Genomic DNA, 25,109 nt, shown 5'->3' with positions numbered 1-25,109 from the left:
ATAGATGAACTATACCGTTTTGTTAATATACGTGTCAAGACCATAGAATGTTCCTGTGGTGTTGCAACAACCAAAACTATTATTAAAATTGCATTCAAAAGTGACATTTTTTATTCATTACAGTCAAGATAGGAAACTTATCTTTGAATCTATTCTTTAGACTTATTTCAACTACTTATGAGAATGCTCCCACGCTTCCTTCTCTTTCCAATGCTGGTTGGTGTAGTAATGCTACAATCATGTTCTCGCAATCCCGTAACAGGCAAGCGAGAAATTATTTTGATGTCAACTGACCAAGAAATTGCCCTTGGCCAACAATCGCACCCGTCGATTGTGGCTTCGATGGGTTTGTATGAAGACAAAAAACTGCAAAGTTTTATTTCTGAAAAAGGAATGGCAATGGCCAAAATTTCGCACCGGCCTGAGCTACCTTATCAGTTCAATATCATCGACTCACCCGTGGTCAATGCCTTTGCGGTGCCAGGTGGCTACGTGTATTTTACGCGTGGTATTATGGCTCACTTCAACAATGAAGCCGAATTTGCCGGCGTACTTGGTCACGAAATTGGCCACGTAACGGCTCGCCATTCCGCCCGTCAACAAACCAGTCAGATTTTGGGGACGGTAGGTTTGATTGCAGGAATGGTACTTTCTCCCAAACTTGCTCAGTTTGGCGAACAAGCCATGCAAGGATTACAATTATTAATGCTTAGTTATAGCCGCGCCCACGAGTCAGAATCCGATAAAATCGGGGTGGAATATTCAAGCAAAATCGGCTACGATGCCCACCAAATGGCTAATTTCTTTGGTACTATCAAGCGCATCTCTGACAACGCAGGACAGTCGATTCCCAATATCATGTCAACTCACCCTGACCCCGGTGACCGCTTTAACAACGTTCACCAAATGGCCAAAGAATACCAAGCTGCACAGCCCAAAAACTACGCTGTCAATCGGGATAGCTATTTGCAGATGATTAACGGAATCGTGTATGGCGAAGACCCTAAACAGGGTTTTGTTGAAAACAACGTGTTTTATCATCCTGAGCTACGTTTTCAATTTCCGACGCCTGCGGGATGGCAGACCCAAAATTCTCCTGCGCAGTTTGTGATGGCACCCAAAGACGGCAAAGCCGAAATGATTTTGATGCTTGCAGGTACCAACCTCGACTCTGCGGCGCTAAACATACAAAAACAATTTAATTTGAAGGTATTGGAAAGTGCCCGCCGTACCATCAATGGCAATCAGGCGATTGTGCTTGTATCTCAGCAGCAGCCTCAACAGCAACAACAAGGCCAGCCACAACAGCAGCAAACACCCGCCAATACAGTCCAAGTTGCTTCATGGTTGATTCGCTACAACGGCATGGTTTATGCCATTCATGGCGTAACAACGGCTGATATTTTCACTACGTTGTTTCCTACTTTCAAAAACACCGCCGAAAATTTCCGTATGCTCACCGACCCTGATAAGCTCAATCGCAAGCCCGAACGAATTTTTGTAAAGACTGTCCCCCGCGATGGCTCGTTTAAAGACATAATGACTACATTAGGAATGCCTGCTAATCGCATCGAAGAGCTAGGAGTAGTCAATAGCATGAAAGCCGACGACCAAGTAAAACGCGGTACTTTGATTAAGGTAATTGGGAAGTAAAACATTGATTTTTCCAAAGAAACGTTATCCTTTGAAATTATTCAGGGATAACGTTTCTTTGTTTTACCCCAAAGTAAAACGCTTACCGGGCAGCGACCGAACGTAGCCTTGGAGTTCTAAATTGAGTAATAAATTGGCTAGTTTTCCTGGGGCAATCTGACTTTCCCACGTCAAATCATCAATCGCCATTTCACCTTTTTTTCGAAGTAAAGCCACAACTTGCGTTTCTTCTTGCGTAAAGTGCTCGGGTATAACAATCTCCCCCTTTGAAAATTCTTTTCCTTCCTGCCAGCTTAGAGCAGCTAGAAAATCTTCTACTCCCGTATAAATTTGAGCTTTGTGCGTCCTGATGAGTTTGTTGCATCCTACCGAATAGGAATTGGTGAGATTTCCGGGTACTGCAAATACATCCCGATTATAATTGTTGGCATATTCTGCCGTGATAAGTGCGCCTCCTTTATCGGCAGCTTCTACTACCACAATAGCATCCGTCACTCCTGCAATAATACGATTTCGAGCTGGAAAACGCATAAAATCAGGTTTAGTACCGAGGGGATATTCGGTTAAAACACCCCCTTGCTGTTGCATCTCTTGGGCCGTTTTGGCGTGTGTACCCGGATAAATTATGTCTATTCCAGTAGCCATTACGCCTATGGTAGGTACTTGATATTTGAGACATGCCCGGTGCGCCATGATGTCGATGCCATAGGCCAGCCCACTCACCACCGTGATGCCTTTTCCAGCCAATCCTTCTATCAACTGCTCAGTTATATTTTTGCCATAATCGGTGGCTTTGCGTGTACCTACAATACCTACAAAATGCCCTTTATTCAAATCAATATTGCCTTTTCCGAACAGAACCACTGGTGCTTCATAAAGAGACTTAAAGCGCTGAGGATAATCAGCATCCGTAAAAAAATAAACTTGGACACCCGCTTGTTGAAGCTTTGTAAGTTCTATTTCGGCTTCTCGAAGTCCTACTTTGTTTAAGATGACCCGAGCAATACTCTCTCCTACCCCTTGAACACGGATGAGAGATTTAAAATTAGCCTCAAATACTTTTTGAGCGGTGCCAAAATTGGCAATTAAATGTCGAATCAAAACTCCCCCCAAACCGGGTGTCAAATGCAAGCCTAATTGAAAAAGGCGTTCGTTCATAATTTTGTTTTTGAATGGTTATTGGAATGATGTATTGGCAGATTATAAACCTTAAGTAAGGTCTACAATCTGCGTATGTAGAGTTTTCCATAACCTTTCCGAAACCTTAATGCTTCTTGCCGCCTAAATATTGACAGTTGACGAGGGAGTCAATCCCCTCATACAATACGGGCACCTTTTCATATTCATAAGCTACACTGAGAGGACGGGTGTGGTTGTTGTCGCCCATGGCTACGTCTACATCATGCATAGTAAACTGACAGGGGTGTTCGTAGCCACATGCTATCGAAATTTCGAGAATCTCTTTGGTGATGGTTTTGGCATAGTTATAAAAACGTTCGCTCTTGAGCGTGGGGTCAAGTCCTGCTTGTAGCCATTTACTTTGAGTAGCTACGCCCGCAGGACAATGGTTGGTATGACACAATTGGGCTTGAATACATCCAATCGACATCATTGCTTCGCGAGCCACGTTGATAATATCGACTCCCATCGCAAAGGCCATGATGGCCTGCGCTGGTAAACCCAACTTACCCGAACCTATGAAAGTGACTCGGTCAGTAAGACCATGTTTTTTAAAAATCTTATACACACTCGAAAAACCATACACCCAAGGCAACGCCACATGGTCGGCAAAAGACGGTGGAGCGGCTCCTGTACCACCTTCTCCCCCATCAATCGTAATAAAATCAGGCCCTACTCCCGTTTTGACCATTAGTGTCGCTAGCTCTTCCCACATTTCGAGTTTACCCACCGCTGCTTTGATACCCACCGGAAGACCCGTTGCCGCAGCCATTGCTTCTATAAACTCCAACATTTCGGGCAAGTCTGAGAAAGCACTGTGCGCAGCCGGCGAAATCACATCTCTTCCCATAGGCACATGTCGTATATCAGCAATTTCTTGGGTGATTTTGGCCGCAGGCAGTACCCCTCCTTTACCGGGTTTGGCTCCTTGCGACAATTTCAGCTCCAACATCCGAATGCTTGGATTTTTCTGGGTGAGTTTTATTAATTTTTCCATGACAAAATTCCCTTCATCATCTCTTATGCCAAAATAGGCCGTGCCGATATTGAGCACTACATCCGCTCCTTTGTCATGATAAGGCGAAAAACCGCCCTCACCTGTGTTGTGATAGCAGCCAAATTTGGCCGCGCCTTGATTGAGAGCCGTAATTGCCGAAGCCGACAATGACCCAAAGCTCATGCCAGAAATATTGATGACTTGTTTGGGACGATAGGGCCTTTTGCGGTTGTGGGTCAAACCTATCACTTTAGGGGCGGGCAACACATAAGGATTTTCACGATAGGGGTGATTTTTGGGCAGTCGTTTGGTCAATAAGGCTGGTTTTATAAAAATAAATCCCGCACTATTGACATCTTGATCGGTGCCAAAGCCCTGAAAATTGTTTTCGCGCTTGGAAGAAGCATAAATCCACGAACGTTGACGGCGGTTGAAGGGCAGTTCTTCGCGGTTGTTGGCTACAATGTATTGGCGCAGCTCCGGCCCTACTGTTTCGAGCCAATACCGAAAATGCCCAATCACGGGAAAATTATGTAAAATGGTATGTTTTTTTTGGGTAATATCATACACTGCTACCGCAATCAAAACCACCACTAACACTACTATCATCCAGCCCCAAGCCGGCAAATTTGTGTTCCAATCCATACAAAGGTTTAGTTATTTTTATTCAAAATTTTAAAACAAATTTCGCCAATTTCGCCTAACATCTTCTCGGCTTCCTCTACTTTAGTATCTCGTATAAATACCGAAATCACAAAAGGAACTTCACCAAAAACAATCCCCGCATCTCCGCGCACGTACGCCAAGCCACCCGTTTTATGGGCGATTTTGACGTGTTTCGGAATGAGTCGAGGAAGAGTCAGCGTATCCTGATTTTCATATAAAAAACCCATCATGCGCTCACACAACATGGGCGTAGCCACTTTTTGGTGATAAATAAGCCTCAAAAGAGTATTGATATCGCGGCATGTGACATAGTTATCAATACCCCGAGCCACCGCAACGGTATCCATCATCACACGATTGAGCTGTAAACCTTCTAATCCCAAACTTTTGCTGCGGTGGTTGATATTTTCTCTTCCCACTTTTCGGATGATAACATTAGTTGCCGTATTGTCACTTGCAATCATCATCAGCCTAGCAAGCTCGTCGATATTCATCTCCTCACCAGCCATACGTTTAGAAAGGACGCCAGAGCCTCCCACTTTGTCACTATCGGCGAGTAGATATTTATCTTCTAATTGAAAACGCCCCGCTTTTACTTGCTCCATCAGTTCTACCAAAATCGGGATTTTGATGACACTCGCAGAGGGTACCGTTTCTTGAGATTGTTGACTAAAATAAACGTGTCCGTCCAAAGATTCAACTTGGATATTGATACGCATTTTGGAAGAAAAAGACATAAGATACGTTTCAAGCGGCGCAAAATCGGGCTTTTGTTGGCCTTTTATTTCATAAAAAAGAAGCATAAAACCAAGCAATACAATCCAGTAACGCATAAGGTGGAGGGTTTGTGGCGACAACTTACACATAGCCAACAAAAAAATCAAGCATGTCCCTAAAGCTTTAATTATAAAAACAGGCGAATATGAATAGTTTTAATGTTTTAGTCGTTTTATTTTTTTCATTATTTCAAAAGGCCCTATGACAATTAGCCAGTTTATATCTATTTTTACCAACTACCTTTTATTTACTACTCACCATGAAAATCATCAACACCCTTTTTTTATCATTTGTGTTTTCTCTCACAAGCATCGCCCAGCAAATGACCGCTACTACCCGCGATGCCATCAATCGTGAAGGTCTCGCAGTGATGTCAGCCAATAATACAAGTCTCGCTTTTTTTGACATCAAAGGCTCCAAAGGGAGCGTAGTGGGGGATTCTTATTTGGATTCAACTTGGACTCTAGGTAGCGTCAAATTGTTTCAAAAGATAGGTGCTCCCGGACGCGAAGGTGACAGCATCGCCAATGTACCTTTACGCCTAGATTTATATACCAATGAGCTAGAACTCAAAGCCAATGATGCGAAAGATATTAGAGCTGTGAAGGGTAATCAAATTCGTTTTTTTACGCTAGAATCTCCCCAGCGGCGCATTTTTCTAAACGCCCGAAGTTTCCGCAGTGAAGACAACCTTCAAGGTTTTTTGGAATTGGTGGCCGGCGGTCGAATCTCACTTGTGGAGTTTACGAAACTAAATATCATCAAACCCAACTTCAACGAAGCGCTTTCGGTAGGGAGCAAAGACACCAAACTCGTCAAAACAAGCCAATACTATGTAGTCAAAGGCAATACGCTCTTTCCTCTGACTACCTCTAAGAAGAAAGTATTGGATGCGCTTGCCGACCGTGCTGATGATGTTGAAAAATTCATCAAAACCAATAGTCTCAATCTCAAATCTCGTACTGATTTGGCCAAGGTTTTTGAATATTACAACAACTTATAACGCCCTACAATCGGATAATGGTCGGAGTATTTGACCTCACTAAGTGTTTGAAAATCTAACGCTTCAAGTTTTTTAGGGTCAAAAAACTGATTATCAATCCGAATAAACTTAGGGGCGTTTTTATATGAAAAACCAAAGCCCGTACCTGCTTCTTCAAAAGCATTAGACAAACGTTTACGGACTTGCCCATAAGCATAGTTGTAAGGCGTTTCGTTGAAGTCGCCACAAACCATCACGGGATGCGGGCTTTGGTTAATCCATTCCATGAGTTGTTCGACTTCTTTTTCATGGTGAATAAAACCTCTCTTAAGTTTTCCTAAGACTTTACGGGTTTCGGATTTTCCTTGTTGATAATCTTTCCCTTTATAGGCTTCTTTGATTCCGCCAAAGCGGACAATCATGGAGCGAAGGTGTACATTGATGACCCTAATTGTGTCTTTTTCAATCTTAATATCGGCATAGACCATACCATTTTGATTCTCAAAAACCTTGTTGCGCGTTTTTACAATCGGGTATTTCGACAAAATCACCAGTCCAAAATAATTGTGTTCACTTTGATTGGGACTTCCATAAAGGGAGGCATGATAGGGGTGATTGACTGCCTTAAATTGATTTAAGGTATTGAAATACTCACTTTTACTGTTGTTATAAAATTCTTGTAAACATTTGATATCCACCTCTTTGGTCTTAGTCCAATCTATCAGATTGCGCGCATTGGACAGTTGTTTTTGGTTTAAATACCCTCCCACATCAAAAGACATGACATTGTAACTCAAAACCGAAATTTCTTTGCCCGTTTCTGCGGGAGCCGAATGCCATCCAAAAGTACGCGGCCAAAAAGGAAAACTCAGCAGTACTCCTAAAGCAGGAAGTAGGGCATTGCGAGGCTTGAAAAACAGCCAAAAAAGGCAGAAAAGAAAATGAATCAACAACACAACTGGGAAGGTAATCATCAAAAAACCTACTATCCAATGCCCCGAAAATGCAAAATATACCAACGCATATACCAGCAATGTATATCCTAGAAATAGTTGGTATAATCGAGTAAAAAAGGAGGTTTTGAATTTCATCGGGCAAAGTGGGGAGTTAAAAGGTCGATATTTTAGCTGCAAAGTAAACACTTCTCATTTGATAAATAGTATGGAAGAAAACGTAAAAAATGCCACCCTATTTTTCCAGAACAAAGAATAGAATGAGGAGTTTCTATTTCTAAAAAATGGATTTAATGCCCTTAAAGCACAGTTCTTACAAAATTTAGCAGGGTAGAAAGTGCGCACTTGTATCTTATTATCAAGAAGATATAAGCATATCATAGCCCCAATAGAACGTTCGGAAAAAAGTATGCTTGCCTCAAACTAATATTATTCAAGCTAAATATTAATAATGAAAAAGTTATTTGCGATGGGAGCTTTTATGGCTCTTCTGAGTGTTGGACTGATTCCAAGTGTATCAGCACAAAAAAACAATTGGACTCCTCTCTTTGACGGAAAAACCCTCAAAGGCTGGAAACAGCTCAATGGCCAAGCCAAATATGAAGTACAAAATGGCGTGATTGTCGGAACGGCTGTCCCTAATACCCCAAACTCCTTTTTGACTACCGAAAAAGACTACGGCGATTTCATTTTTGAATGCGAGGTAAACGTCGATGAAGGGCTCAATTCGGGGATTCAGTTTCGGTCATTATCAAAACCCGACTACAACAATGGGCGCGTGCATGGCTATCAAATGGAAATCGATGCGAGCGACCGCGACTATTCGGGAGGAATCTACGACGAAGCACGTCGCGGATGGTTGTATGTCCCCGATGCCAATCCCAAATCAAAAGGCGTGTTTTTGCGCAACAATCAATGGAACAAATACCGCATCGAAGCCATTGGAAATAGCCTTCGTACTTTTGTAAATGGAGTCGAGATTTCGCATGTAATCGACGATTTGACCCCAAGCGGCTTTATTTGCTTGCAAGTTCACTCCATAGGAAATCGCGCCAATGAAGCTGGAAAGCAAGTTCGTTGGAAAAATGTACGTATTCAAACTACCAATTTGCAGCCCTCACCCGCCAGTGATATTCGTATCGAAAACTGGATGGTCAACAATATCTCGGAGGCCGAAAAAGCCCAAGGCTATCGTTTGTTGTGGGACGGTCAGACCACTAAAGGCTGGCGCGGCGCTTACAAAACAGAATTCCCCAAAAGTGGCTGGAACATTAAAGATGGTGTTTTGACGGTCGATAAAGGCGACGGTGGCGAATCTACCAACGGCGGCGATATCATTACTACTGACGAATTTGGCGCTTTCGAACTCACATTTCAGTTTAAACTCACTGAAGGTGCCAACTCAGGTGTGAAATATTTTGTGCGTGAATTGCTCCAGTATACCCATGAATTCAAACCAGGGCAACCGATGGTTGTACCTGCCGAACATGCCCAAAAAGGTTCGGCGATTGGTTTAGAGTTTCAGGTATTAGATGATGCCAAGCATCCTGACGCCAAAATGGGCGCGGGCGGAAATCGCACGATTGGCTCGCTATATGACCTTATTCCGGCCGACAAAGTAGGAGCCAGAAAAAATTCAATCAAAAAAATTGGCGATTGGAACATGGGCCGTATCGTGGTCTATCCCAACAACCGCGTGGAGCATTACCTCAACGGCTATAAGGTAGTAGAATACACCCGAAACTCAGACTTTTTCAAGGCCCTCGTTCAGCGCAGTAAATATGCCATATGGGGCGACAAATTTGGTTCGGCCGAAAAAGGCCCCATCTTACTCCAAGACCACGGCGATGTAGTGAGCTATCGTAGTATCAAGATTCGGGAGCTAAAATAGCCTAACCCTCTTTTTTTGGAGTATCATTAAATAACGTTCATTTTTGTAAGCAATCATTACCTAATTTTCAACTTAGCACATTCACTTATATCATGGAAAGACGTGACTTTATCAAAAAATCAGTACTAGCCAGTGCCGCAACAGCTATGTCGGCTACTAGCTATTCAAAAATCATCGGAGCCAACGACCGCGTACGCGTGGGCGTAGTGGGATTCTCTGACCGTCACCGTTCGTCGCACGTAGGGCCTTTCAAGGAATTGTCTAAAAAAATGAACTTTGAAATGACGGCTCTTTCCGACATCTGGAATCGCCGCCGCGAAGAAGGAAAAGCATTTTTGGATAAACAATTGGGCGGAGATGTGAAAGTATTTCGTAACAACGAAGAAATGTATGATGCACGCATCGTAGATGCGGTGTTTTTGAGTACTGCCGACTTTCAGCACGCGCTCCATACCATTGAAGCCGTAAAAGCAGGCTGTGATGTATATGCCGAAAAGCCCCTAGCCGAAACCATGGAAGACAACCGCGCCGTGTTGAAAGCCGTGAAATCATCTGGTAAAATTGTGCAGATTGGCTCACAACGCCGTAGCGGTGCTAATTATTGGGCTGCCGATGAATTTATCAAATCGGGTAAGTTTGGGCCTATCGTTATGGTGGAATTGATGTGGAACGTCAATCAGCCTGGCCGCTGGCGCCGCACCGAACTTACCAAAACCCTCAAAGAATCGGATGTAGATTGGGTACGCTATCAGCTCAATCGCCCCAAAGCAGCATTCGATGCTCGTAAATACCTCGAATATCGTCTTTTCTGGCCTTATTCATCAGGGATTCCGGGCCAATGGATGAGCCACCAAATCGATACTGTACACTGGTTTAGTGGCCTACCTCACCCACGCTCGGCGGTTGCCAATGGCGGTATTTATCAATGGAAAGACGGCCGTACCAACGCCGATACACTTACAGTAGTGTTTGACTATGGCCCACTCAACGACCCCACCTCTGGTTTTCAAGTACAGTTTACGAGCCGTTTCTCCAACTCTGCCGGCGAAACCAAAGAGCTTTATTATTCAAACGGGGGGATGATCAATCTCGATACCAACGAAATCAGCGATACTGGAGGCTTGCGCGAGCGCGAAGCAAAAGCCATGGGACTAAGCGCCAATTTGCTCAAACCTATGAAATTAGAAGGAGTAAAAGTAGCGACTGATGCCAACACTGGCGGAGATGAACTCACCTTCAATCATATCAAAAACTGGATGGAGTGTGTTCGTAGTCGCAAGCAGCCCAATGCTCCAATTGAGGCAGGTTATCAGCATTCGATTGCGACGATTATGGCCAATGCCGCTTACCGAACTGGTCAGCGCGTTACTTTTGATGAAAAAAGTCAGGAAGTATTGGCGGGAGGCAAACCGTTTAAATACTAGAAATTTGATATTCACAAAAATAGGCGGCTCCCACAAGAGCCGCCTATTTTTGTAAGTACTAAATCGCATTCACTTAGGCCATTATTTTGCCCAACGAATTATCATACAAGTCTTTGGCTTCTTCGCTAGTAACAATCGTTTGACCATCAACTACAAAACCTTTAGCCGTCACTTTCCCCAATAAAGCATGGGGAGTTTTGAGCGTACCACCCACAATCTGCTGGAATTCGGCTTGTTTTTCAGGACTAACACTCACTAACACACGGCTTTGTGCTTCTCCAAACAAGAAAGCATCTTTGCGATAATCGTCCATTGACGTAATTTCAAAGCCCAAACCGCGCGGCATGGCTGCTTCAGCCAACGCCACAAACAAACCACCGTCCGACAAATCGTGCGCTGACTGTATCAATTGTTTTTCTATCAAAGTACCGACAGCCTGCTGAAGCGCAAATTCTTCGTCTAAGTCAAAAGCAGGCGCAGGCGAAGCCTTTATCCCACGATAAGAATACAAGTACTCAGAAGAAGCAATATCGTTTTGAGACTGACCGACCAAATAAATCAAATCACCTTCGTTTTTGAAATCAAGGGTCATCTGCTTTTCAGGTTTTTCAATCAAACCAATCATCCCAATGGTTGGCGTTGGAAACACGGGCCCGTCGTCCGAAGATTGATTATAAAAACTTACGTTTCCGCCCGTTACTGGCGTGCCGAATTTTTTACAGGCTTCGCCCATTCCTTTTACGGCATTCACAAACTGCCAATAAACTTCTGGCACATATGGGTTTCCAAAGTTGAGGTTGTTTGTAACCGCCAAAGGCTCGGCACCCGTACATACAAGGTTACGAGCAGCTTCGGCCACTGCTATTTGCGCCCCCACAAAAGGATCGGCATTTACATAGCGCGCGTTGCAATCTACCGTCATCGCAATAGACTTCTGATAATGGGGACGTTTTACATCTCTGATACGTACCACCCCCGAGTCAGAGGGGCGGTTGGTACTACGATTGGCCGTACCTACCGTAGAGTCATACTGCTCATATACCCACTTTTTAGAGGCGATGTTTGGATGCGACAAAAGATGTTTAGCTACTTTGGCAATTTCCTCTCCCGCCACATCAGCAATAGCCTCAGCATCAAACTTTTTAAACTCTTGATAGTACGCAGGTTCGCGGTATTCGCGGTGATATTGAGGTGCGCCGCCCCCCAGCACCAAGTCATGCGCTGGTACGTCGGCGATAAGCTCGCCGTGTTGGAAGAAATGCAATCTGCCACCTTCTACTACTTCGCCAATCTGCGCACAGTGCAAATCCCATTTATCAAAAATCCCTTTTATAATATCTTCTTTGCCTTTTTCTACTACCACTAGCATCCGCTCTTGCGACTCCGAAAGCAAAATCTCCCAGCCTTTCATATTGGCTTGGCGGGTAGGTACTTTGTCTAAATCAATCACCATCCCATGCTCCCCTTTGGCACTCATTTCGGAAGTAGAGCAAATAATACCTGCCGCTCCCATATCCTGAATACCCACTACGTAGCCTGTTTCGATGATTTCGAGGGTAGCTTCCAAAAGTAGTTTTTCCATAAAAGGATCTCCTACCTGCACAGCGGGCAATTTTTCGGTCGATTTTTCGGAAATATCTTCTGAAGCAAAACTCGCCCCGCCAATTCCGTCTTTGCCCGTAGCCGAGCCTACAATAAACACCGGATTGCCTACGCCATAGCTAATGGCTTTGGCTACCTTACCTACTTCGACTATACCCGCCGAAAAAGCATTGACGAGGGGATTGGTATTGTAACATTCGTCAAAAAATACCTCTCCTCCGACCGTCGGAATCCCAAAAGCATTGCCATAATCACCAATTCCTTTGACAACTCCTTTGACGAGCCACTTTGTTTTGGCCAATTTGGGATCTCCAAAACGCAGAGAGTTCAACTGTGCAATTGGGCGCGCACCCATCGTAAAAATATCACGATTGATACCACCTACCCCCGTAGCGGCTCCTTGATAAGGTTCCAAGGCCGAAGGGTGATTGTGAGATTCGATTTTGAAGCTACAAGCCAGCCCGTCTCCGATATCTACCAAACCAGCATTTTCTTCGCCAGCTTTGGCAAGCATTCGGTCAGAGTCGCGGGGGAGAGTCTTGAGCCATACGATAGAGTTTTTATAAGAGCAGTGCTCAGACCACATCACCGAAAAAATACTCAATTCGGTAAAGTTGGGCGTACGGCCTAGTATCTGCTTGATTTGTTCAAATTCTTCGGGAAGAATACCCAATTTCTTGGCAGTTTCGACGGTAGGAAGTTGTTCGACGTGTTCCACGAGTGGGGGATTTGTAATTGAGAAATTAACCAGCAGTGCCACGATGACACCGATTATGTGACTATATCACGCTGCAAAGTTAGGATTTAGCACGGAGAGGCTCAACATATTTTCCAACTTTAAGAATATTTATGTTTGTGACCTGCCCAAATCGCGCATTTTAAGGCTTAAGAAGCAATAGAAGCCACTCCAAGTAGGCCTTAATAAGAAAACCACGGAAGTCCGATATTTATTCTAAAAGATGATGTTGCAAAAAGAATCGCTGACGTATATTTTTGGCAAAACTTGATTTTTACATTATGAACGCATTGTTTTTTTTGTTGTTTTTTCAGATTTATCAATATCCTATTCTACCCTCTTCTGGCACCAAAACGGAGTCATTTGTCCCCAAAGGTTGGCATATTTTGGAACAAGCGGTAGGGGATTTAAACAAAGATAACTTACCCGATCTTGCAGTGGTCATCGAAAGTGATGTCACCGTCAAAAATCTCAAAGAAACTGACAATGACCAAAACCCCAGAATCTTGTGGGTAGCTTTCAAGCAAACTGACGGCAGCTATAAGCTTTCAGTGCAATCCAACGAATCTATTTTGCTCTCCAACGAAGGAGGGGTCTTTGGCGACCCTTGGGCAGGATTGGTCATCGAACGCGGCACTTTATTGGTGCAGTTTTACGGAGGCAGCGCCGACCGTTGGGGCTATGATTATCGTTGGCGTTTCCAAAACAATGACTGGGCATTGATTGGTGCTACTTATACAAGTGCCTCTACCCACAACAATCAATTTCGTAAATATGACTTCAATCTCAGCACTGGCGTAGGTGAGCTAACCCAAGGTCAGTGGCTTGAGCCTGATAAAGGCAAAGCAACCAACGACAAAGTATCTCGTTTCAATATTGGGAAAAAACCACTTTTTAAACTTAAATCTTTCAAACCCAACCAATATGCCATTTATAAAGAGATTTATATTTGAGATGAGCATCGTATGCTCTATTTTTATCTCGTGGGGTTTAGTAAATAGTGCCATTGCTCAAGAATTGGTGATTACACGCCCCGCCACCTCTCTTTATCAAGAGCCTTCATTGACTAGTAAACCTAATGGCTCAGTTGGCATCGGTAGTAGTGTAAAATTATTAGAAAAATCTCGCAATGGTAAAGCCCTCAAAATAAGTAGCAGTACGGGCAAGATAGGGTGGATTGTTACCAGTCAAGCAAAAATAATTGACCAAAAGCCACTCCATACAATTCTATTGGAGGTGGCACGTGCCTATATGTTGCGTCCTGAAGAAGATAGCAGTCCCAACCTTGAAGTAGAAAAATGGATTATGAGTCTTAAAAATGACAAAAATTTCACTTCTCTTCAAATCGCAGAATTAGAACTTTATCGGTTGCTATGTATTCAGAAAATAGCTCGTACTGTTCAGCCCGATAATACCAAATTGAAAACTTGGGTAAGCACTCACAAAAACTATGTTTATTACTCCGACTATGGCAATGCAGGCTATTTTCTTGACCCTCAACTTCTTTGGAAATTAGAAAGCAGCATTCCTGTCAATACGCCCCTTAAAGAACAAGTAGCCTTTGAAGCAAGTAATTTAGAAATAGGGGGAGAATGTGAAGGCTATTGGGTATGTGTACTCGAAAGAGCCATGAACAAAGCTGGCAATTATCTCAAAAAGTATCCTAATGGCAAAAATGCTGCTTTTTTTGTCAATAATTTAAAAGAAGAATTAGGCGCTCTTCCTATCGACAGCATCAAAGAAATGGACGCAGCAGATCAAAAGTCAACCAAAAAGTTGGCTAGTGAATGGCGAGCCGTTTTAGTAAAAGTACCCGATAGCGCCGCAAAGAAATCGCTCCTCGCAATTTTCAACAAAATATAGTGCATTATCAAAAAGCCCGTGAATCTATCACGGGCCCGATACTATCTTAAATACTAGCAACAACCCGCATCAGGGCTACAACAGGCAGCGCTGGAAGTCAGATTGTTTAGTTCAATTTTAGGCTTTTCTACTTTCTTTTTCATCACCACCGCCGAACTTGGGCATAAGCTGCTTATTTGGGACGAATGTGCGACTTCGGTAGGTATAGCGCTTCTATCTACCTGTTCAAAACCTTCTTTTTCAAAGTACTTCTCGGCGGTTGTGGTGATTAAATATACTTCTTTAACTCCCTCTAAACGAGCTTCTTTGAGAATACCATTGACTAACCGATGCGCAATTTTGAAATTACGAAAGTCTTCCAAAACTGCCACCGAACGTAATAATCCATACGTACCGTATATTTCGAGCCCCGCTACGCCTACAAGCTTGTCGTCAGCCAATGCTATCGAAAAATAGGGCAAAGTAAGTTCAATATCTTCGGTAGGTAGCCCTGCTGATTTCAAAGTTTCTACAACCAATTCGAAATCAGACGCTTGTGCTTTTTTAAGTTGTATTGAAGGACTAATCATGCCAGGCTTTTCGGCGTAGACCGTAATACTATAAATCCCTGTACCACTTTGTCTAAACTCGGCTATTTCGGCCTCCGACAAAAAAGAGCCTAAAATTTCATCAGGGAGGTATATCTCGCGCTCTTTTTGTAATAATACATTGACAAAGCCTGTTTTTTGAATCAGCCCCAAATACAATTCTTTTTGAATAGCACCCGCTACGCAGCCTGCATACATCTCAGCAGCCTGCTGAAGCCCCGCCGGAAGCTCCCCTACCAATACTATATCCGAAATACTAAAATGACCTTGTGGTTTGAGTACGCGATAGATTTCTTCAAAAACACGCGCTTTGTTAGGGACTAAATTCAAGACACAATTGCTCACCACTACATCGGCTATGCCATCGCTGACGGGCATCTCTTCGATGTCGCCCCAGCGAAATTCGACGTTATTAAAACCCAATTTTTCGGCATTGATACGGGCTTTTTTGAGCATTGCTTCCGTAAAATCAATGCCTATTACTTTGCCCTCCCCTCCTACTTGTGTACGAGCTACAAAGGCATCATTGCCGGCACCACTTCCCAAATCTATCACCGTATCTCCTTTCTTGATTTGGGCAAATTGGGTAGGCAGGCCGCATCCTAGTCCCAAATCAGCCTCGGCCACGTAGCCACTCAGCTTGGTGTAATCTTCGGCCATGATTCCAATAAAATCTTCATCGGAACTACAGCTAGGCCCGCACCCACAGCAAGAGGCAGCATTTTGATTTTTTGATTGGTCCGCCACTTCCGTGTATTTTTCGCGTACCAGTTCTTTAAGTACTTGTTCAGCATTCATGATTGTAATATTACGATGATTAATGGCAAAAAAATTTAACAACAGCTTGTTTTCGCTAAAAGCCCAAATACAGCTCCAAAAGCTTCTTCAGCTTCTTCCCAAACTACTTGGTTGATACAATAACACACACGCGGAGGCTCAATACTCCCTTGAATGATGCCGATACGTTTAAGCTCTTTTAAATGCTGTGACACAGTGGCCTGAGAAAGAGGCAGTTCGTCGACCAAATCTCCGCAAACACAGGCCTTTTTTTGAGCCAACAACCGCAAAATAGCTACTCTTGCAGGATGCGCAAAGGCCTTTGCTAAATCTGCGATACGGTTTTCTTTGTCTGTAAAAACTTCTGTTTTGGACAGTCCCATGAGTTAAATCAATAATCCATCGCAATATTACGATAAAAATTAAAACAAAAATATTCTTCGCTAAAAAAATTTACAAGCCTTTCTCTTTTAGCGATTTCGCTCCCGCAAGCCATCAATAGAATGCTTACCTCCCCCAAAAACAAAGATGGTTCCGTAGAGCAATAAATATAACAATGCCGCTTCTTTTTTAGCAAACGGGTCGTCGCTGTGAGCCACAAAAGCGGCCACCATCATTGTAATCATGAGCGGAATACTCATTAAACGGCTTTTGACACCCAACAACAGCAAAAGTGCACAGAAAACTTCCGCAAAAACGGCCAATAAAAGTGACGGGTAAGTACCAATATGCAATGGGTCTCTAAATTTAATAGTGCCTCCCGCCATGAGTTTGTGCCATTTGGGAAGACCGTGTGCTAAAAACATGAAACCGCCCCCCAAGACACGTAGCAAAAGCAACCATATATCTGTCAAAGTACCAATAGCTGTGTTTTTTAATAATGAATTCATTCGTTGGCTGATTACGTTTTTTTTATATTTCTATAACTCACTTTATCTTATTTTAGTACAAATTATCAAGCAATTTTGTTTAAAAAACGGTATGGTTTTTGTGGCATACGTCTAGGGTTTATGATAGACTACTCATCGGCTTAGTTTCCCCCAAAAGTCTCCTTATTTTGGCAAATATGTTGTTTGAATCTATTCGCTTCTCCGAAAAATATTTTGCTTAAAATATTCTCTTTTTCATTATAAAAGTGAGCAGACACATCTCCAAACAAAATATTATATCAACCTAAGTTCCAACACTTTAAGGGATTTTTTCCTTTAGAAACACCCAAAAATCATTTTATGGCACTACTGCTCACCTAGTCACATAGTGTCTCAATCAGGCATAAAATAACCTAGCAAATTCTTGGTTTTATCCTTTTTGTTACCGTTATTGGCATTGTTATTGTACCATTTTTGGCTACTTAATAAACCCCAAGACATACATGAAAAAACTACTTTTAGTACTTGTATTATGTATTTTCTCGCAAGGTGTTTTCGCCCAAAAAGCGGCTGCTGACTCCACTAACCATACTCCCGTCATAAGCGATTTATTGAAGTTTGCCCACAAGCATCTTGCTTATCGCTATCGGAGCGGAGGCAGTTCTCCCAAAGGCTTTGATTGTTCAGGATTTGTCAGATATTGCTTCTCCAAATTTGGTTATTATTTACCTCATTCAAGCGCTGCCCAGATTTCGCATGGCGTCGAAATCGCCCTAGGCGAAGCCAAAGCAGGTGACTTGATATTTTTCAAAGGACACAATTCCCAAAGTGCTCGCATTGGCCATGTAGGCATGATTGTAGAAGTAGGCACAAACTACGTCAAGTTTATACATTCGGCATGGAAAGGGGGAATTCGCTATGATTTTCTGCACGCCGATTATTATCAAAAAAGGTACATGGGCGTAAGGCGAGTCGTAAAATAAAGATTTTCAGAGTATTTGTATCACTACTTCGTCATCCTGAGGGTATCCTGTACAGGTAAGCATCCATCCCTGCGCCAAGTCTCGTTCTGTCAATACATCATTGATAATCATTCCTACTTTTCCCGAGATACATTTACCAATACAAGCCGAGCACCGTCCTCCTCTACAACTGTAAGGAAGCTGAATACCTGCCTCAAGTGCCGCTTTCAAGATATTGGTATAAGCAGGTACTGTGAGTTGGTAGTCTTTTCCCAAATATCGAAGACCAATCGTATGTGCTTCCGAGGTAGGTAATTGAGGAATTGCGGTTGGAATCGTAAAATTTTCTTTACGAATTTGGGTTTCATCAAAGCCCATATATCCCAACGTAAACTGTACTACTTGCATATAAATGGGCGGCCCACAAACAAAAAACAAAGCATCTTTTGGCTCAAAGAGTAGTTTGTTTTTTACCCAATCTTCGGTGAGCGTATTATTGAGCCGACCGCGCATTCCATCCCATTCTGAGGAAGGTTCGCTCAGGAGATGATACAAGCGCAGTTGGCTAGGAAACTGAGCTTGAAGCTCTTCTAGAGCATCTTTAAAAATAATTGTACGCTCACGGGTATTGCTGTAAAGCAACGTGATTACACTTTGGGGTTCGAGATATAGGACTTTTTTGAGCAACGAATACATAGGCGTAATTCCGCTTCCCGCAGCAAACATAAAAATGTCGCGTTTGGTAGCTGACTGCGTAGTCACCATAAATCTGCCCGCTGGTAGCAATGCTTCCAACACATCCCCTACCTTCAAGTGGTCAAGCAAGTATCGTGAGATTTCGCCGTTAGTCACTCGTTTGACCGTAATGCACAGATTATCTTCTTCAGGCCAAGAACTCAAGGAATACGACCGACGAACTTCATGGTCATTGTGTCGTACTATCAACGTCAGGAATTGTCCTGATTCGTATAACATTTTCTCGCCATCAAGGGGTTCTAAGAAGATTGTCTTGGCGTCATAAGTTTCACTGACAAATGCTTTTACGCGTAGTTGGATAGTACTGGACATCAATTCTTAGTTTAGGGTTACGATTACTTATATTTTGACCAATCTTTCGACGGCTTTTTCGAGCGTTTCTTGTTTTTTGGCAAAACAAAAGCGCACTACACCGTTGTCTATTCCTTCTTGATAAAACGCCGACACTGGGATACACGCTACTCCATGCTCTTTGGTAAGCCGAATAGAAAACTCCCTGTCGGACTCACTCGAAAAATGATCGAAATGGTATAGTTGAAAATAACTACCTCGGCTAGGTAACGGCTTAAAACGCGTTTGTTTCATCAATATCCCAAAGTAATCTCGTTTTTGCTGGTAAAACTGGGCAATAGCCCGATAAGCATGTTTATCTTTGAGATACTCTCCCAATGCCACCTGCGCTGGCGTATAACATGAAAAACAATTGAACTGATGTACTTTGCGAAACTCTACCGTAAAAGCAGGAGGAGCTACGCAATAGCCCATTTTCCAACCAGTACAATGGTATACTTTCCCAAATGAAAAACAAACAAAAGCTCGCTCACGCAAATCGGGGTACCGCAAGATACTTCGGTGTGGTTCGTGGTCATAGATAAGATGCTCATACACCTCGTCAGACAGAATGAGCAGGTTGTGCTGCTGCACTAAATGACGCAACTGCGCAATGTCTTCCTCGCGCAACACACTGCCGGTGGGATTGTGAGGAGAATTGAGCGCAATCATGCGAGTACGAGGGGTAATCCGCGCTTTTACTTCCTCCCAGTCGATTTGATAAGACGGAAATTGTAGCGGAATCCTAATCGCTACGGCACCATTCACTTCGATATTGGGGATATAGCTATCATAGGCCGGCTCAAACACAATCACCTCGTCTCCTGCTCTTAGTACCGACGTAAAAGCCGTATAGATAGCATAGGTTCCTCCTGGTGTGATAGTGATTTCGGAATCAGGATTGACAACCACTCCATACAAATCTTGGATTTTGGAGGCAATACTCTCGCGAAGGGGCATCCAGCCAGCCATCGGAGAATATTGATTAAAGCCTCGTTCCATGGCCTGACTAGTAAGCCTGACCAAAGGCTCAGGCATTTCAAAATCAGGGTATCCTTGAGAAAGATTGATGGCATCATACTCATGAGCAAGTGCCGACATTACAGTAAATATGGTGGTTCCGACGTTGGGAAGTTTCGACTCTATTTTTAAACCGTCCATGTAGTGTTTGGTAATTTCGTGTAAAATTATTCTATTCACACCGAATTCGCGATGAATTTTGGGTTTTCCTTTTTCTCAATCACAATTTGTCAATTATCTTTAAAACCAAACTTACACAAATCGTTTTTTTGTCATCTATCATTCTCTGCTAAATTTCTCTACACTCAATGGAATCATTATTTACCGCCGATGCGATTATTAGTTTACTAACCCTGACGTTTTTGGAAATCGTTTTGGGTATCGACAACATCATCTTTATCTCGATTGCAGCCAACAAGCTCTCTCGGACAGACCAACCCAAAGCACGAAACATCGGCTTGCTCCTTGCCATGATTTTCAGGGTATCTTTGTTGTTTGGTATTTCGTTTATCATTTCGCTTTCTAAGCCTTTTACCCATATCGATATGGGGTGGCTACAAGCCGCCTTCTCAGGACAAAGCGTTATTCTTATTGTGGGAGGATTGTTTCTTCTTTACAAAAGTACGTCTGAGATTCACCACAAATTGGAAGGCGCTGAGGAAGAAGTCCACACTACTCAAAGCAAAGGAAAAGCTACGCTTAGCAGCGTGGTTATCCAAATCGCCCTTATCAACGTGGTGTTTTCGATTGATTCTATTTTGACGGCTATTGGTCTTACCCAAAACGTGACGGTCATGATTATCGCCGTGGTGCTATCGGTGGTCATCATGATGCTATTTTCGGGTCCAGTGGGCGATTTTGTCAATCGTCACCCTTCTGTACAAATGCTAGGCTTGGCTTTTTTGATTGCTATCGGTTTCATGCTGATTGCAGAAGGTGCTCACTTAGCAGAAGTTTCTATTTTCAATACTCACGTAGGTTCAGTTCCTAAAGGTTATCTTTATTTTGCCATTGCTTTTTCGCTTTTTGTGGAGTTTCTCAACATCAAAATGCGTAAAGGTGCCAAGCCTGTTCAATTACACAGCTACCCATCTCAAGCCGAGAAAGAAGGTATCTTACCTACGCATCAATCAGAGTAGTCTCTTTTGGTAAAAAAGCGTTGGTGTTTGTTGCATAAATAAAACACCAACGCTTTTTTTATGGCTCCAATCCCTCGTTTTTTTAAATATACTTCACCTCATCAACCCGACTATCTATGAAAAAAACTTTACTCCTCAAACTCATCATTAGTTTTTGTTTAATAGCTGCCGAGCTTTCAGCTCAGTACCCCATTTTACCTGAGCGAGATCGCGCCCGCGTCGTTGACGAAATCTTGGAAGACCGTCTTACCAATCTTCTCCCTCAGCTCATGCGTCGTGAGGGAATTGATATGTGGGTCATCATCTCCCGCGAATACAACGAAGACCCCGTCATGCGGACGATGCTACCTAGTACGTGGCTTTCTGCCCGCCGACGTACTATTATGGTTTTCTACGATGCCGGTGGCGACAAACCACTCGAAAAACTAGCCATCGCTCGTTATGATGTAGGAACCTTACTAAAAGGTGAGTGGGACATCAATGTACAGCCCAATCAATGGCTCGCTCTTGCCAACGCTATCGAACAACGTAATCCTAAAAAAATCGCTCTCAACTTTTCTAAAGATTATGGTCATGCTGATGGCCTTACTTATACCGAGCAAAAGGAGCTAATGGCTCATCTGTCTGAAAAACAAAAATCCAAAATCGTAGCAGCTGACCGTTTGGCGGTAGCATGGCTCGAAACACGTAGTGCCAAAGAAGAAGCCATTTACCCGATTATTTGCCGTATTTCTCACGAAATCATTCAAGAAGCTTTTTCCGAAAAAGTAATCCATCCGGGTGTTACTACTACCGACGATGTAGTATGGTGGATGCGACAAAAAGTAACCGACTTAGGACTAGAAACTTGGTTTCATCCCACCGTCGATATTCAACGCTTCGACCCGGCTAGTTTTGACCATCTTCGTACTTTTTCTAAACGCCCTGCTCAGCAAGTCATCATGCCCGGAGATTTGTTACATTGTGATTTTGGCATTACTTACCTTCGTCTCAACACCGACCAACAGCAGCACGCCTATGTGCTTCGTCCAGGCGAAACAGAAGTACCAACTTTTTTGAAAAAAGCTTTTGCGCAAGGCAATCGTCTTCAAGACATTCTTACTTCTCGCTTTAAATCGGGTACAACTGGCAATCAAATGCTCCTTGCCTCGCTTGAGCAAGCAAAAAACGAAGAAATCACGGCTAGTATTTATTCTCACCCCATCGGGGTTCATGGACACGCTGCGGGCCCTACCATAGGTATGTGGGATCAACAAAAAGGCGTAGCAGGTCCGGGTGATTATCCTCTGTTTCCTAATACGGCCTATTCCATAGAATTGAATGTAGCAGTCGAGATTCCCGAATGGAAAAAAACAATTAGAATCATGCTCGAAGAAGACGGCTACTATACACAAGAAGGGTTTAAATACCTAGACGGGCGGCAAACAGAAATTTTTACGATTCCTCGAAAATTGCCTAATGTGAAGTAAATTAGTTAATTAAGAAATTTAAAAACAACTATTTAATTTCCTCATTTTCAAATAATTAATTAAACATTTAACCCCTGAAAGACTTATTTTATATCTTTCAGGGGTTAAATGTTTTATGAAGGCAAAACGTCTTTACCTTGACGTTTCGCAATCGACAATAGCAACGCTGGCAGTAAGATGAGATTGGTACACATTGCTACCAACAGCGTAATAGAAACCATCACTCCCATGGCTGCTGTACCCCCAAAACTTGAGGCGGCAAAAATCGCAAACCCACAAAAAAGAATTGCTGCGGTATAAATCATACTCAACCCCGTCCCAAAAATTGATTGGGTAATCGCCTCCGACGGGGTACGTCCTCTTTGATATATTTCTTGGCGATAACGCGTCAGGAAGTATACTGTACCATCAGATGCAATACCGAAAGTAATGCTAAATACAAGAATAGTAGTAGGCTTAAAGTAAATCCCAAAATACCCCATGATACCTGCTGTAAGTGCTAAAGGAATAAGACAAGGCAACTTAGACAATAGAATAATCGATACTGAGCGGAACAGCACCATTCCTACCAATGCAATCAGTACAATCGCAATCAACAAACTCTCATAAAGATTCCCTAACAGATAGTCGTTACTTTTTAAGAACACAAGACTGTGTCCAGTCAAACTTACTTTGTATTGGTCGGGGCTAAAAATAGAATCTACTTTAGGCCTAATCTCCTTGATAAGTTCTTTGATACGCTCCGACCCCACATCGGCCATTTGAAAACTCACCCGCGTAATACTACGGTCTTTATTCAAAAAAGTGTTTAATTGCTGTGCTCCGCCCTGCTCGCTTTTTACGTAATCGGTAAGTTTGGAAAGCTCCAATACCCCAGGCAATACATAATATTTGCCATTTCCTCCTCGGTAAGCTTGATACAAAAACCGTGAGGCTTCTACGGCTGAGATAGGTTTAGAAAATTCTTTGTAAGAAGCCAATTCATTTTGCAAAGCTTTGATTTTGTAAAGTGTTTTGGCTTGATTTCCAAAAACACCATTAGGCTGTTTGGTATCAATCATGACCTCAAATGGCAATACTCCATTGAAATTTGATTCAAAAAAACGCAAATCAACATAGATAGGGTCATCTTTGGGTAAATCATCCACTACGTATCCTATGGCTTTTATTTTGGTCATGCCATAGGCCGAAATCGCAATCACAATGACCATGGCAATATAGATAGCCCGCCGCCGATGATGTACCAAATAATCTACTTTGTGTAAGAATCCCATAGCCCATTTGCCATCCAAATGACGCAAATGACGCGCCTTAGGAACATCCATATAATACAAAGTAATCGGCAACAGCACCAAACACAACACAAAAGTTATCATAACACAAATCGAAGCCACAATCCCAAACTCCACCAAAAGTGCACTGTTGGTAAAGTAAAACACGCCAAAGCCAATCGCCGTAGTGGCATTAGCTAAGAAAATAGAAAGCCCAACCTGTACCACCATTTCACGAATGGCTTTAAGCTTATCGCTATGAGATTTCAGCTCGGCTTGGTACTTATTAAGTAAAAATACGCAGTTGGGCACACCAATTACAATCAACAGTGGAGGAATAAGCCCTGTCAAAGCGGTGATTTTATATCCAAAAAGCTGAAGTATCCCTACCGAAAATACGACTCCAATCAGTACTACACCGATAGAAACCATAGTAAGCCGAAGCGATCTGAAAAATGCCCATAAAATAAAACCTGTCACCAGAACCGCTAGGCCCATAAACAACTGCATCTCACCCGAGATTTTTTTCATAATCACGGTGCGGATGTAAGGCATACCTGAGTAATGTAGCGAGGTGTTGTGTTTTTCTTCAAACTCCCTTGCCATCTCTCTGATGTCTTGTACAATCGTAATACGTCGCGAAGAATTTAGTTCTTTTTCGTTGAACGTAATCACAATAAGCGTAGCATTGGTCTTCGAATTGAGCACCAAGCCCTCATAAAAAGGCAAATCACCCACTTGCTTTTTGATCGAATCAGCCTCTGCTTGAGTAGTAGGTAAGCCCTTGAGCAGTGGAACAAAATCGAATCGACTCAAACTATCATTACGCACTACTTTATACAAATGACCAAGCGACATCACGTTTTTAATCCCCTTTGTGTCTTTGATGCGTTGCGCCAAGTTGGTCCAATCCCGAAATTTATTAATTTCAAACATCTTTGAATCTTCCCAACCAATCACCATCACACTGCCGTCTTCGCCAAAGAGTTTACGAAAATCTTGGTATTCTTTTTCGGTGGGATCATTGGGCGGAAGTATACGCGCCATTTGATACGAAAGCTCAATTTTACTGCCTTCATAAGCCATAAAAGCAGTGGACAATACTACTATCGCAACTAGTATAAGTCGAAAACGAATAATAAAATCTGCAATTTTATGCCACATAAATACCAATCCAGTTTTATGAAAGGTGCAAAGATAACTTAC

The 25,109-nt window shown here is 42.9% G+C and carries 20 protein-coding genes; 9 read left to right on the top strand and 11 right to left on the bottom strand.

The genetic code is table 11. The annotated features are described in order from the left end of the window. The first annotated feature begins 183 nt into the window (after nt 1-183). Entirely contained in the window at nt 184-1,653 is a 1,470-nt protein-coding gene (locus G563_RS0112420; protein WP_374754501.1) for a M48 family metalloprotease, read from the top strand. Between the two features lie 63 nt (nt 1,654-1,716). Here G563_RS0112420 and dprA read toward each other — a convergent pair whose 3' ends face one another. From dprA to G563_RS0112405, 3 genes are all read right to left on the bottom strand, one after another. Next, nucleotides 1,717-2,811 (bottom strand): DNA-processing protein DprA, encoded by a 1,095-nt coding sequence (dprA, locus tag G563_RS0112415; protein ID WP_028665595.1) that lies wholly within the window; start codon nt 2,809-2,811, stop codon nt 1,717-1,719. A gap of 106 nt (nt 2,812-2,917) precedes the next feature. Continuing rightward, nucleotides 2,918-4,474 (bottom strand): FMN-binding glutamate synthase family protein, encoded by a 1,557-nt coding sequence (locus G563_RS0112410; RefSeq protein WP_028665594.1) that lies wholly within the window; start codon nt 4,472-4,474, stop codon nt 2,918-2,920. Between the two features lie 8 nt (nt 4,475-4,482). Continuing rightward, the gene (locus G563_RS0112405) at nt 4,483-5,328 is read right to left on the bottom strand and encodes a serine hydrolase (protein ID WP_229598497.1); all 846 of its coding nucleotides are present in this window, start codon (nt 5,326-5,328) and stop codon (nt 4,483-4,485) included. Nucleotides 5,329-5,531: 203 nt separating this feature from the next. Here G563_RS0112405 and G563_RS0112400 point away from each other — a divergent pair, with 203 nt between their 5' ends. After that, the gene (locus tag G563_RS0112400; protein ID WP_028665592.1) at nt 5,532-6,275 is read left to right on the top strand and encodes a hypothetical protein; all 744 of its coding nucleotides are present in this window, start codon (nt 5,532-5,534) and stop codon (nt 6,273-6,275) included. On the opposite strand, the gene G563_RS0112395 is transcribed toward G563_RS0112400, so the two are convergent. Next, complete coding sequence (locus G563_RS0112395) at nt 6,260-7,345, bottom strand: endonuclease/exonuclease/phosphatase family protein (RefSeq protein ID WP_028665591.1); 1,086 nt, start codon at nt 7,343-7,345, stop codon at nt 6,260-6,262. The genes G563_RS0112400 and G563_RS0112395 overlap by 16 nt on opposite strands. A gap of 313 nt (nt 7,346-7,658) precedes the next feature. Between G563_RS0112395 and G563_RS0112390 the strand changes: the two genes are divergently transcribed. Both G563_RS0112390 and G563_RS0112385 read left to right on the top strand, forming a co-directional pair. Next, on the top strand, nt 7,659-9,098 hold the full coding sequence (locus G563_RS0112390; RefSeq protein ID WP_028665590.1) for a 3-keto-disaccharide hydrolase: 1,440 nt from the start codon (nt 7,659-7,661) through the stop codon (nt 9,096-9,098). An 89-nt stretch (nt 9,099-9,187) separates the two neighbouring features. Beyond that, nucleotides 9,188-10,522 carry a Gfo/Idh/MocA family protein gene (locus G563_RS0112385; protein WP_211235269.1) on the top strand — a complete coding sequence of 445 codons (1,335 nt, stop codon included), beginning with the start codon at nt 9,188-9,190 and terminating at the stop codon, nt 10,520-10,522. A gap of 73 nt (nt 10,523-10,595) precedes the next feature. Here G563_RS0112385 and purL read toward each other — a convergent pair whose 3' ends face one another. After that, nucleotides 10,596-12,842 (bottom strand): phosphoribosylformylglycinamidine synthase subunit PurL, encoded by a 2,247-nt coding sequence (gene purL / locus G563_RS0112380; protein ID WP_028665588.1) that lies wholly within the window; start codon nt 12,840-12,842, stop codon nt 10,596-10,598. A 299-nt stretch (nt 12,843-13,141) separates the two neighbouring features. On the opposite strand from purL, the gene G563_RS36965 reads away from it, so the two are divergent. Further along, entirely contained in the window at nt 13,142-13,813 is a 672-nt protein-coding gene (locus G563_RS36965) for a hypothetical protein (protein WP_028665587.1), read from the top strand. Next, nucleotides 13,785-14,723 (top strand): hypothetical protein, encoded by a 939-nt coding sequence (locus tag G563_RS0112370; RefSeq protein WP_028665586.1) that lies wholly within the window; start codon nt 13,785-13,787, stop codon nt 14,721-14,723. The genes G563_RS36965 and G563_RS0112370 overlap by 29 nt, the downstream gene beginning before the upstream one ends. Before the next feature lie 53 nt (nt 14,724-14,776). Here G563_RS0112370 and arsN2 read toward each other — a convergent pair whose 3' ends face one another. The 3 genes from arsN2 to G563_RS0112355 all read right to left on the bottom strand — a co-directional run bounded on the left by arsN2 (nt 14,777) and on the right by G563_RS0112355 (nt 16,977). Next, complete coding sequence (gene arsN2, locus G563_RS39145; protein ID WP_157585285.1) at nt 14,777-16,108, bottom strand: arsenic resistance N-acetyltransferase ArsN2; 1,332 nt, start codon at nt 16,106-16,108, stop codon at nt 14,777-14,779. 35 nt (nt 16,109-16,143) lie between these two features. Next, on the bottom strand, nt 16,144-16,470 hold the full coding sequence (locus G563_RS0112360; protein WP_028665585.1) for an ArsR/SmtB family transcription factor: 327 nt from the start codon (nt 16,468-16,470) through the stop codon (nt 16,144-16,146). Nucleotides 16,471-16,557: 87 nt separating this feature from the next. Next, nucleotides 16,558-16,977, bottom strand: a complete 420-nt coding sequence (locus tag G563_RS0112355; protein WP_028665584.1) for a DoxX family protein — start codon at nt 16,975-16,977, stop codon at nt 16,558-16,560. A gap of 482 nt (nt 16,978-17,459) precedes the next feature. On the opposite strand from G563_RS0112355, the gene G563_RS0112345 reads away from it, so the two are divergent. Beyond that, on the top strand, nt 17,460-17,939 hold the full coding sequence (locus tag G563_RS0112345; protein ID WP_028665583.1) for a C40 family peptidase: 480 nt from the start codon (nt 17,460-17,462) through the stop codon (nt 17,937-17,939). A 6-nt stretch (nt 17,940-17,945) separates the two neighbouring features. On the opposite strand, the gene G563_RS39140 is transcribed toward G563_RS0112345, so the two are convergent. After that, entirely contained in the window at nt 17,946-18,986 is a 1,041-nt protein-coding gene (locus tag G563_RS39140) for a ferredoxin--NADP reductase (protein WP_037326727.1), read from the bottom strand. Between the two features lie 27 nt (nt 18,987-19,013). Continuing rightward, nucleotides 19,014-20,204: a methionine aminotransferase gene (locus tag G563_RS0112335; RefSeq protein WP_310586560.1), complete on the bottom strand. Its 1,191-nt coding sequence runs from the start codon at nt 20,202-20,204 to the stop codon at nt 19,014-19,016. Between the two features lie 128 nt (nt 20,205-20,332). Between G563_RS0112335 and G563_RS0112330 the strand changes: the two genes are divergently transcribed. Further along, nucleotides 20,333-21,163 (top strand): TerC family protein, encoded by an 831-nt coding sequence (locus G563_RS0112330; RefSeq protein WP_028665580.1) that lies wholly within the window; start codon nt 20,333-20,335, stop codon nt 21,161-21,163. A 116-nt stretch (nt 21,164-21,279) separates the two neighbouring features. Beyond that, nucleotides 21,280-22,632 (top strand): M24 family metallopeptidase, encoded by a 1,353-nt coding sequence (locus G563_RS0112325; RefSeq protein WP_028665579.1) that lies wholly within the window; start codon nt 21,280-21,282, stop codon nt 22,630-22,632. Nucleotides 22,633-22,745: 113 nt separating this feature from the next. Here the strand turns inward: G563_RS0112325 and G563_RS0112320 are convergent, their stop codons facing one another. Continuing rightward, the gene (locus tag G563_RS0112320; RefSeq protein WP_028665578.1) at nt 22,746-25,067 is read right to left on the bottom strand and encodes an efflux RND transporter permease subunit; all 2,322 of its coding nucleotides are present in this window, start codon (nt 25,065-25,067) and stop codon (nt 22,746-22,748) included. Between the last annotated feature and the right edge of the window lie 42 nt (nt 25,068-25,109).

The sequence above is a fragment of the Runella zeae DSM 19591 genome (assembly GCF_000423565.1).
Taxonomy (GTDB): Bacteria; Bacteroidota; Bacteroidia; order Cytophagales; family Spirosomataceae; genus Runella; species Runella zeae.
This window is presented reverse-complemented; position numbering and strand designations above follow the sequence as displayed.